Genomic DNA, 10,880 nt, shown 5'->3' on the forward strand with positions numbered 1-10,880 from the left:
GCACCCATACGCCCATTGTCGCGCTAACCGCCCACGCGCTGGAAAGCGGGCGCGGGAACGGCTGTGTGGCTGGTTGGCGACGGGGGGCGGTTGTGTCCTGGCCGCTTAATGCCAGCAGGGCGCTATGCAGGCGTTGGCGGGTAGCGGGCTTGCCTTGAACCTGGCAATGGGGGTAGTCCTCCAACCAGCGGGAAACATTTTCCGGGTTGTTGCACAGCACCAGCAGCGGAGTGCCAAGGGCGGCAAGGTCATCAAGAAGCTGTTGCAGGTCGATGCCCGGGGCCCGGCCGGGCAGGCCGATCACCAGAAAATCACTGTGCGACAGCCCCCCTTGATCCAGTGCCTCCATGAGATCGTTGAGGCTGTGCTGTTCATGGATGCGAAGCTGCAAATGGCTGAGCATGTGGTACAGGCCCAGCCGGCCGTATTCATCGCTTTCAATCAAGGTGACTGTGCGGCCTACCAGGGCATGGGGCTGTTGCAGGGCCGGCTGTTTAGGGTTTCGCTCGGTGCGCAGGGTGAACCAGAAGGTGGAGCCACGGCCCTCGCTGCTGTCGATACCAATCTCGCCGCCCATGCCTTCCACCAGGCGCTTGCTGATGGCGAGCCCCAGCCCGGTTCCGCCTTCCTGCCGGCGGGCACTCTGGTCGGCCTGGGTGAAGGCACTGAACAGGTCTTTCTGGGCTTCCGGATTCAAGCCCGGGCCGGTATCGGTGACGGTAATCTTGATGATCGCTTCTGCGCCCCGGTCTTCCTCCAGCATGGCACGCACTACCACGGAGCCCTGGTCGGTAAATTTGATGGCATTGCTGACCAAATTGGTCAGCACCTGGCGAATGCGCAGTGGGTCGCCCAACAACGCCACCGGGACATCGGAGTAGATAATGGCTGCCTGTTCCAGGTTTCGCTCCTGCGCCATGGGGGCAAGCAGGGTCTGCACGTCTTCGATCAGGTCATGGAGGTTGAGAGGGGTGTGATCCAGGGACAGTTTGCCTGCTTCGATTTTGGAGAAATCGAGCACGTCGTTGATGATTGCCAGCAGGGACTCTGCGCTCTTGTGAATAGTAGAGAGGTAATCCTCCTGGCGCGGGCTCAAGGGAGAGCGGTCCAACAGTTTGGTGAAGCCGAGAATGCCATTGAGCGGGGTGCGAATCTCATGGCTCATATTAGCCAGAAACTCGGATTTGATGTGGCTGGCTTTCAGGGCTTCCTTGCGTGCCATGTCCAGTTCGATGTTCTGGATCTCGATGGTTTCCAGGGTTTCGCGCAGATCCTGGGTGGCCTGATCCACGTTCTGCTGCAGCTCGGTCTGGGCGTCGGCCAGTGCCGCGACCATTTGCCGCAGGGCGGTTTCCAGTTCTGATAGCTCACCTTTGGCCTGGGTGTGAATGGCCATGCTGAGATCGCCATCGCGGATGCGCTGAACCGCACTGACCATGTCGCTGATGGGTTGAGTCAGCTGGCGCGAAAAGCGCAGGGCGGGAATCATGGCGATCATGATCAGTGCCAGCATGACCAGAAACAGGGTGAGCAGGTTTTCCAATGTGGAAAGGTATTGCCCTTGTTGGGAAAACTCCACGGTGAGTTGGGCGGGCAGCACCCCGCTCAGATCCCGATCCAGTTGCCAGCTGGTACCGGTGGTGACCCGGCCCTGTGCATCGGGTGACGCGCCGTTAGGGGCGGGGCGTAGCCGTGGCCCGGCGTGCAGGGTTGGTCTGCCATCGTTGAATACCAGGCTGGCGGCGCGGACGTCCTGCTCCTCCAGTAACTGGCGTAACAGTTTCTGCTGTTTGCCCCGGCTGTCATGAGGCAGGGTTTCCAGTTGCGCGGCATAACTATCGGTGACCAGTTGCTGACGTTGCGCATTGGTCTCGCGGACATCCACAATCCGGTTGACCATGGAATAGCCACCAATGACCAGCGCCGCCAACAGGGCGGGCAGGGCGGCCATGAACATCAGGCGTGAGCGAAGGCTTTGGTTGACCATGAATCCCCGATTGCTGTTGTTTTCCCCATTATGCCTGAAGAGCCGCAACATGCAGCAGGCCTTAGACTTCATGCCATAGCGCAGGTGTAGATTGTGACTTCTTAAGCGGCGCAGCGCCCTTGGCCTGGGGTGGCTGCGTCGTCCACCGCGTTGTTGCGTGGGGCATGCAGCGTGCTGCTATTTTTTAGGTACAATACGCGCCATGAATCATAAAACCATTGAACAGACCGTGGGTAATACGCCCCTTGTGCGTCTGCAGCGCATGCCAGGCAAGACCAGCAATACCATTCTGGTCAAGCTGGAGGGCAATAACCCGGCCGGCTCGGTAAAAGATCGCCCGGCATTGAACATGATCCTCAAGGCCGAGCAGCGCGGGCAGATACAGCCCGGTGATACCCTGATTGAAGCCACCAGTGGCAATACGGGCATCGCGCTGGCCATGGCCGCTGCCATGCGCGGTTACCGCATGAAGTTGATCATGCCCGCCAACCAGAGCCAGGAACGCCGTGATGCCATGGCCGCCTATGGTGCCGAGCTGATTTCGGTGAGCAAGGAAGAGGGCATGGAAGGTGCTCGCGACCTGGCCCAGGCCATGCAGGGCCGTGGCGAGGGCACGGTGCTGGATCAGTTCGCCAACCCGGATAATCCGCTGGCCCATTATGAAAGTACCGGCCCGGAAATCTGGCGCGATACGGATGGGGGCGTTACCCATTTCGTTAGTTCCATGGGCACCACCGGCACGATCATGGGGTGCAGCATGTATCTGAAGGAGCAGAACCCGGCTATCCAGATTGTCGGCCTGCAGCCCACCGACGGTGCCTCCATTCCCGGCATTCGTCGCTGGCCGAAGGAATACCTGCCCTCCATCTATGATGATGCCCGTGTAGACCGTGTCATGGATATGGATCAGGACCTGGCCGAGCGCACCATGCGCAGGTTGGCCCGCGAAGAAGGCATCAGCTGCGGTGTATCATCCGGCGGGGCCGTGGCTGGGGCGCTACGGTTGAGTGACGAGCTGGAAAATGCCGTGATCGTGGCGATTATCTGCGATCGGGGCGACCGCTATCTGTCTACCGGTGTGTTTAATGCCGTTGACAGTTGATAGTGGACAATTGACAGCGAAAACAGGGAGAGCATGTGAACGTATTGGTCTTTGATATCGAAACCATCCCCGATCTGGATGGCGGGCGCCGTATCTACGATCTGGATGGGCTTAGCGACAAGGACACTGCCAGCGCCTTGCTCAACCTGCGCCGTCAGGAGAATGGTACCGAGTTTCTGCGCCTGCACCTGCATCGTATTGTCGCCATTTCCGTGGTGCTACGTTCTGCGCAAGGGGTGAAAGTGTGGTCCCTGGGCGATGAAAACAGCACAGAGAAAGAGCTGATCGAGCGCTTCTACGATGGCATCGATCGCTTTACCCCGAACCTGGTGAGCTGGAACGGCGGCGGTTTCGATTTGCCGGTGCTGCACTATCGCGCGCTAAAGCATGGTGTGCCTGCCCACCGTTATTGGGAAACCGGCAATGAAGACTCCAGCTTCAAATGGAACAACTACCTGAGTCGCTACCATCAGCGTCACCTGGACCTGATGGACGTGCTGGCCATGTATAACGGCCGCGCCAATGCGCCGCTGGACCAGATCGCCACGCTGCTGGGCTTTCCCGGCAAGATGGGAATGAGCGGCGGCAAGGTCTTCGACGCTTTCCAGGATGGTGATCTCAAGGGGATTCGTGACTACTGCGAAACCGACGTGCTCAACACCTGGCTGGTGTATCTGCGTTTTCAACTGATGCGCGGTGAGCTGGATGCCACCGGTTACGATCAGGAGCTGGCCTTGCTGCAGGACTACCTGAAGGAAGAAGGGCATCCGCACTTCCTGGCGTTCCTGGAGACCTGGCAGAAAGCATCGGCAAGCTGAGCTGATGCCGCTGGCGTCACAAATCTGACGCCAGCGGCCTGAAACGCTACAATCCGCACCACATTGGCAGCCTGCGCCGCATGGCTGCCCATTCCCGTATTTACCCCCAGAGTATTGAGATCCTCCATGGCACGACGTCGCAAGCAGTTACCGGAAACCCCGGAGCCCGCCAGCATTGAAACCCTGAGCCACGATGGCCGGGGCATCGCCCGCCGCGATGGCAAGACCACCTTCATTGATAATGCACTGCCCGGTGAAGAGGTGATGTTCAAATTCACCTACATGCGCCGCAAGTTCGATGAAGGCAAAGCCGTGGAAATCGTGACCGCTTCCCCGGACCGGGTCACCCCGCCGTGCGAGCACAGCGCCCTGTGCGGTGGCTGCAGCCTGCAGCATATGAGCCCGGAGGTGCAGGTAGCGCGCAAGGAAGCGGTATTGCGCGAGCAGCTGCAGCATTTTGGTGGCCTGGAACCGGAGGAGTGGCTGGCGCCGCTGACCGGCCCGGTGACCGGGTACCGCAGCAAGGCCCGCCTGGGCGTGAAGTATGTGGAAGCCAAAGGCGAAACCCTGGTGGGCTTCCGGGAAAAGCGCAACAGCTTCATTGCCCAGCTACGCACTTGTGAAGTGCTGATCCCGGACGTGGGGCACCGCCTTTCTGAGCTGCGTACCCTGATGCATGGTCTGGAAAGCCGCAGCCGTATCCCGCAGATTGAACTGGCCGCCGGCGATGACGATGTGGCCCTGATTATCCGTCATCTGGATCCCTTGCCTGAGGCAGATCAACAGGCCCTGCTGGGCTTCTGCCAGAATCTGGGGTGGCACTGTTACCTGCAACCGGGTAACGAAAGTACCGTGCACCGTATCTGGCCAGAAGGTGGTGAGCAGCGCCTGTACTACAAACACCCGTCTGCAGGGGTTGAGCTGGCCTTCCATCCTACGGATTTCACCCAGGTAAACGCAGAAATTAACCGCAAAATGGTGCCGTTGGCACTGGACTTGCTGGACATCTCACCGGAGCACACGGTGCTGGACCTGTTCTGCGGCCTCGGGAATTTCACCATTCCTGCCGCCAAACGTGCCGGCAAGGTGGTGGGGGTGGAAGTCAGCCAGGCCATGGTGGAGCGTGGTTACGAGAATGCCCGCCGCAATGGCTTGGAAAACCTGGAGTTTCACGCCTGGGATCTCAGTCAGGACATTAGCGGCCAGGCGTGGGCCAGAGAGGCGTATGATCGTATCCTGATTGACCCGCCGCGCACCGGCGCACTGGAGATGGTGAAGCTGATGCCCCGGCTTGGTGCGTCAAAGATTGTTTATGTGTCATGCAACCCCGCCACATTGGCCCGTGATGCCGGGGAACTGATAGCGCTGGGCTACCGTCTTAAAGCGGCAGGAGTGATGGACATGTTCCCTCACACCACCCACGTTGAGTCCATCGCTGTATTCGAAAAAGCGAAGAAGAAGTAGCAGGTTCTGCCATGGTAACGGTACGGCGACAGCCCTCAGAAGGTTCCATCGTTCACTGGCGTGACTGGATCACGCAGTTGGAAAACCGCGCGCCTGTCCGCGACCGTGCCTTGCTGGAACAGGCCTGCGAACGCGCCGAGCAATGCCAGCTGGCTGGTGAGGCCGCAGGCCGGGTATGGCCTTACGGCAAAGGCTGCCTGGATATCGGCCTGGAAATGGGCGAAGTGCTGGTGGACCTGGGGGCTGACAGTGACATTCTTCCTGCCGCTGTTCTTTACCGGGCGGTGCGCGAAGGGCAGATCACGCTGCTGGACGTGGAGAAGGAATTCGGCCCGGATGTGGCCAACCTGATCGAAGGCGTGCTGCGCATGGCGGCGATCAGTACCTCGCTCAACCCCACCCGCAAGGCAGTGCTGGGCCAGCAGGATGGCCAGCTCGACAACATGCGCAAGATGCTGGTGGCCATGGTCGACGACGTGCGCGTCGCCCTGGTGAAGCTTGCCGAGCGGACGGTAATCATCCGTGCGGTCAAGGAGGCGGACCCGGAGCGCCAGAGCAAGGTAGCCCAGGAAATCTTCGATATTTACGCGCCGCTGGCCCACCGGCTGGGTGTTGGTCAGCTGAAGTGGGAGCTGGAGGACCTGTCCTTCCGTTACCTGCAACCGGGTGCCTACAAGAAAATTGCCAAGCTGCTGGATGAGAAACGCCTGGCGCGTGAGCAGTACATCGAGAACGTGCTGGAGCAACTTCGCGGATACCTGGAAAAAAACGGTATCGGTGGTGCCGAGGTGAATGGGCGAGCCAAGCACATTTACAGCATCTGGCGGAAAATGCAGAAAAAGCACCTGGACTTCGGTGAAGTCTATGACGTGCGAGCGGTACGTATTCTGGTGCCGGAAGTGCGCGACTGTTACGCCGCGCTGGGTGTTGTGCATTCGCTGTGGCAGCACGTGCCCAAGGAATTCGACGATTATATTGCCAGCCCCAAGGGCAATGGTTACCAGAGCCTCCACACCGCCGTGGTCGGCCCGGAACGCAAGATGCTGGAAGTCCAGATTCGTACCTTCGATATGCATGAAGAGGCGGAGCTGGGAGTCTGTGCTCACTGGCGCTACAAAGAGGGCGCCAAGAAAGGCAAGAGCGGCGTTACCGACTACGAGCAGCGTATTACCTGGCTGCGTCAGGTGCTCGAATGGCACGAAGAGCTGGGTGACGATAGCCCGGATGCCATGGTGGACGAGCTGCGCCACGGTCTGGTCAGCGACCGGGTGTATGTTTTCACCCCGGAAGGCCATGTGGTGGACCTGGAATCCGGGGCCACCCCGGTGGATTTCGCCTATCACATTCATACCGAAGTGGGGCACCGCTGTCGGGGCGCCAAGGTGAACGGTCACATCGTGCCGTTGAACTACAGCCTGAATACCGGTGAGCAGGTCACCATTCTCACCACCAAGGAAGGCGGCCCCAGCCGTGACTGGCTGACCCCGTCACTGGGCTATGTGGCGACGTCATCCGCACGGGCGCGAATCCAGCAATGGTTCAAGCGCCAGGACCGCGATGTGCATATCGTTCAGGGCCGCACCATCCTGGAAAAGGAAATGTCGCGGCTGGCGCTGGAAAAAGTGGATCTGGATACTCTGGCGCCGCACCTCAACCTGAAAACCGGTGACGACGTATTGGCGTCTCTGGGGGCGGGCGACCTGCGTCCGGGGCATGTGGTCAATCAGGTGCAGGCCCTGCAGCCGGACAATAACCAGCAGGAAATGGAGTTTGTCCCGGCCAAGCCGAAAGCCTCCACCAGTGGTGATATCACTATCCATGGGGTGGGGAATCTGCTTACCCATATGGCGGGCTGTTGCCAGCCGGTGCCTGGTGATCAGATCATGGGCTTTATTACCCAGGGGCGGGGCGTTACCGTTCACCGCGCCGACTGCGAGAAGCTGCTGGCCATGCAGGGCGATGATCCTAACCGGGTGATCGAAGTGACCTGGGGCGAAGCCGACCGGATTACCTACCCGGTGGATGTGTTTCTGCGCGCCTGGGATCGCCAGGGTCTGCTCAAGGATGTGATTGCTGTACTGGCCAACGAAAAGGTCAACGTGACCGCCGTGCACACCCAGTCCCATCAGGATGACAACACCGCCACCATGCTGCTCACCCTGGAAATCGCCACCCTGGGGAATCTGGGCAAGGTACTGGCCAAGATGGACCAGCTTAAAGGCGTGCTGGAAGTTCGGCGCTACAAGAAATGATTAAAGGCAATTGATAATTGAGAATGGATAATTGATAACGTTGTTGAGCAGGTGGGTTGTTTCTGCGAGTCGAGAAGCCACGTCCAGGACTGGTCGCGGCCTCTGGCTCCTTCAAACCTGACCAACGCGATTCCGCGTCGTTATCAATTCATCTCCACGTTTTGCTCATAAGCACGGCCGCTATCAGCAGGGGAAAGCATGTCTACTACTCCCATCGACTCCCTCCTCTCCATCATGTCCCGCCTGCGTGACCCGGAAACCGGGTGCCCGTGGGATATCAAGCAGGACTTCGATTCCATTGCGCCTTATACCATTGAAGAAGCCTTCGAAGTGGCCGAGGCGATTGCCCAGCGGGACTATCCGGAATTGAAGGAAGAGTTGGGCGACCTGCTGCTGCAAGTGGTTTTCCATTCGCAAATGGCGCGAGAGCAGGGGCTGTTTGATTTCAATGAAGTGGTTCAGGTGCTGTGTGACAAGATGGTACGGCGCCACCCGCATGTCTTTGCGGATACCGAAGCGGGTGATGAGCAGGCGGTAAAGGCTAACTGGGAACAGATCAAGCAGCAGGAACGCGCCGGCAAGGGGCGCGAACACGCCAGCACCATTGATGGTGTACCGGAGGGCCTGCCTGCACTGCAACGGGCGGGGAAGATTCAGAAAAAAGCCGCCAAGGTTGGCTTTGACTGGCACGCGCCGGAACCCGTACGCGAACAGGTTGACCGGGAGCTGGCGGAGCTGGACGAGGCACTCTCAAACGGTCATAAAGATGCCATCGAAGATGAGTTCGGAGATGTGCTTTTTACCCTTGTAAACCTCTCCCGCCACCTGAAAATCGATCCGGAGCAGGCCTTGCGCCGGGCCTCCAACAAGTTCGAACGGCGTTTTCGCACCATGGAGCGAGAACAGTCCAACCCTTTGAAATCATTGGATGAAAACGCGCTGGAAGCCGCCTGGCAGCAAGCGAAAAAATCTGCAGATTGACCCCTCTCATCCCCGTCTTGTTCCTGTGAAATAAAAACTTCACATAAGAGAAACTTTTCAGTCATCCACTCTCCCCATACTGCGCCACCAAGCAGTAAACGTTACCTCGCTTGGTTGGGGTTTCAGTCACGCTGTTACTTTGCATACAAAATATTGCCTGATTGAAGGAGTGTTGGAATGAAGAAGAATTTGCTTGCGATCGCTGTGGGGGCTGCCGTAGCCATGCCTGGCCTGGCCCTGGCCGATGGCCCGACTGTTTACGGTAAAGTTAACGTTTCTCTGGAAAATGCTGAGTTTGACGATGGCGTAAACCCCAGTGAAGACGCTTGGGAACTGAACAGCAACGCTTCCCGCCTGGGTGTTAAAGGTGATTTCGATCTGGACGTGGCTGGCCTGAAAGCCATCTACCAGGCTGAATTCGAAATCAGCGTAGACGACGGCGACAAAGGCGGCCAGACCTTCACCCAGCGTAACATCTACGGTGGTTTGAAAGGCGGCTTCGGTACCCTGAAAGCGGGTAAATTTGATACCCCTACCAAGAAAGCCCAGGGCAAGATCGACCAGTTCAACGATATCGGCGGTGATATCAAGAACGTTCTGTCTGGCGAAAACCGGGTTTCCAACATCGTCCAGTACAGCACGCCTGCTCTGGGTGACCTCGTAACCCTGAACGCTGCATTCATTCCTGCAGAAAACAACGATATCGACGGTGACGGCGATCCGGAAACCGGCCTGGCAGACACCATCTCCGTGTCTCTGGTTGCTGAAAAAGACATGTTCTACGGTGCCATCGCTCACGATGCAGACATGACTGACGAGCTGATCACCGATGAAACCGGTACTAGCCCGACCATCGATATCACCCGTGTGGCTCTTGGCCTGAAGCCGGGCAACTTCGAAATCGGCGCACTGTTCCAGACTGCTGAAGAAACTGAAGCGGACGGCGAAGAAACCTCCTACATCCTGAGCGGTGCTTTCAAGATTGATCGCGTCAAGCTGAAAGCCCAGTACGGCATGACTGAAGGTGACGTATCCGACGAAGAAGCCACTCAGGTAAGCCTGGGCGCAGACTACAAACTGGCCAAAGCCAGCAAAGTCTACGCTTACGGTACACAGCTTGAGTTCGATGTGGCTGACACTGAAGAAACCATCTTCGGTATCGGTATGGAACACAAGTTCTAAATAAAAAAGCTCAGGCAGCACCGACTGGCTGAGCAGACTTTCCTCGACGCAAGTAACAGTTGCCCGCCTTTTGGCGGGCTTTTTTTTGAGTTATTCAGAGATTCCCTGGCCTTTTAATAGGCTTACCGCGAACCTCTCGCACTTTGCATGACGCTCAACGCCGAATGCCAGACGCGAAAACCACACAAACAGGAAACAAAACCCTGCTACCGCGCCGCTGTAGGAACAATGATGGGTTTTGTAAAACTTGCAATTAGATTGTGCGCTATTTAATATGGCGCTATGAGTAAAGACGCTAAATCAGACAATTCGCTACTCGACCTGGACATGCAGGTCTGTTTTGCCCTGTATTCCGCTCAGCTGGCCATGAACAAGGTTTATCGCAAGCTGCTGAAAACGCTTGGGCTCACGTATCCCCAGTATCTGGTGATGATGGTGCTGTGGGAGAAAGATGGCCAGTCGGTATCGGAAATTGGGGAGCGCTTGTATCTCGATTCCGCCACGCTGACGCCACTGTTGAAGCGTCTGGAAACGGCGGAGCTGGTGCAGCGCACTCGCTCCCGCGCGGATGAAAGGCAGGTGGAGATACGTCTGAGCGCGCAAGGCAAAAAGCTGCGCAAATCTGCCGAGGCCGTTCCCGAAGCCGTACTCTGTTCTACCCAGTGCGAGCCGGATCAGTTACTGCAGCTGCGTAATGACTTGCACTCGCTGCGTCGCCGCCTGGCGGGTAGCGACCTGGGCTAAGTCGGCAAAGTCCACTGAACAAGGCCCTTTGCCCTGTGTTGCTGATATTTAAATAGCGCACTATTAAATAGTGCAGTTTGAGCGGAAGGAGAAAATGATGAGCTTGGAAAAAGTACTGTACGAAGCGACGGCAACGGCCACCGGTGGTCGAGATGGCAAAGCTGCCAGCGATGATGGCCAGTTGAGCGTGAAACTCACCACTCCGAAAGCGTTGGGCGGTTCAGGTGGCGAAGGCACAAATCCGGAACAGTTGTTTGCCGCGGGGTACTCAGCCTGTTTTCTCGGTGCCTTGAAGCTGGTGGCCGGCAAGGCCAAGGTCGCATTGCCGGATGATACGGCGATTACCGGGC

General features: G+C 58.0%; 9 protein-coding genes. 8 read left to right on the plus strand and 1 reads right to left on the minus strand.

The features are described from left to right. On the minus strand, positions 1-1,987 hold a 1,987-nt coding region (locus tag A3754_RS02840; protein WP_231880456.1), incomplete at its 3' end, for an ATP-binding protein. 202 nt (positions 1,988-2,189) lie between these two features. Between A3754_RS02840 and cysM the strand changes: the two genes are divergently transcribed. The 8 genes from cysM to A3754_RS02880 all read left to right on the plus strand — a co-directional run. Then, on the plus strand, positions 2,190-3,089 hold the full coding sequence (gene cysM, locus A3754_RS02845) for a cysteine synthase CysM (protein WP_063518797.1): 900 nt from the start codon (positions 2,190-2,192) through the stop codon (positions 3,087-3,089). A 35-nt stretch (positions 3,090-3,124) separates the two neighbouring features. Next, positions 3,125-3,907, plus strand: a complete 783-nt coding sequence (locus A3754_RS02850; protein WP_063518798.1) for a 3'-5' exonuclease — start codon at positions 3,125-3,127, stop codon at positions 3,905-3,907. Positions 3,908-4,033: 126 nt separating this feature from the next. Further along, complete coding sequence (gene rlmD, locus A3754_RS02855) at positions 4,034-5,371, plus strand: 23S rRNA (uracil(1939)-C(5))-methyltransferase RlmD (RefSeq protein WP_063518799.1); 1,338 nt, start codon at positions 4,034-4,036, stop codon at positions 5,369-5,371. 11 nt (positions 5,372-5,382) lie between these two features. Further along, complete coding sequence (relA, locus tag A3754_RS02860; RefSeq protein ID WP_063518800.1) at positions 5,383-7,623, plus strand: GTP diphosphokinase; 2,241 nt, start codon at positions 5,383-5,385, stop codon at positions 7,621-7,623. Between the two features lie 198 nt (positions 7,624-7,821). Continuing rightward, positions 7,822-8,604, plus strand: a complete 783-nt coding sequence (gene mazG, locus A3754_RS02865; protein ID WP_063518801.1) for a nucleoside triphosphate pyrophosphohydrolase — start codon at positions 7,822-7,824, stop codon at positions 8,602-8,604. A 177-nt stretch (positions 8,605-8,781) separates the two neighbouring features. Then, positions 8,782-9,786: a porin gene (locus A3754_RS02870; protein WP_063518802.1), complete on the plus strand. Its 1,005-nt coding sequence runs from the start codon at positions 8,782-8,784 to the stop codon at positions 9,784-9,786. Between the two features lie 282 nt (positions 9,787-10,068). After that, a complete protein-coding gene (locus A3754_RS02875; protein ID WP_063518803.1) occupies positions 10,069-10,530 on the plus strand; it encodes a MarR family winged helix-turn-helix transcriptional regulator in 462 nt (153 codons plus the stop codon). Between the two features lie 97 nt (positions 10,531-10,627). Next, positions 10,628-10,880 (plus strand): Ohr family peroxiredoxin (locus tag A3754_RS02880; protein ID WP_156496720.1); only part of this gene is annotated, 253 nt, incomplete at its 3' end.

It is taken from the genome of Alcanivorax sp. HI0083, assembly GCF_001635175.1.

Coding starts and splice junctions, on each gene's coding strand:
- mazG (WP_063518801.1), top strand. CDS start 7,822: ATGTCTACTACTCCCATCGACTCCCTCCTCTCCATCATGTCCCGCCTG.
- cysM (WP_063518797.1), top strand. CDS start 2,190: ATGAATCATAAAACCATTGAACAGACCGTGGGTAATACGCCCCTTGTG.
- relA (WP_063518800.1), top strand. CDS start 5,383: ATGGTAACGGTACGGCGACAGCCCTCAGAAGGTTCCATCGTTCACTGG.
- rlmD (WP_063518799.1), top strand. CDS start 4,034: ATGGCACGACGTCGCAAGCAGTTACCGGAAACCCCGGAGCCCGCCAGC.
- A3754_RS02875 (WP_063518803.1), top strand. CDS start 10,069: ATGAGTAAAGACGCTAAATCAGACAATTCGCTACTCGACCTGGACATG.
- A3754_RS02870 (WP_063518802.1), top strand. CDS start 8,782: ATGAAGAAGAATTTGCTTGCGATCGCTGTGGGGGCTGCCGTAGCCATG.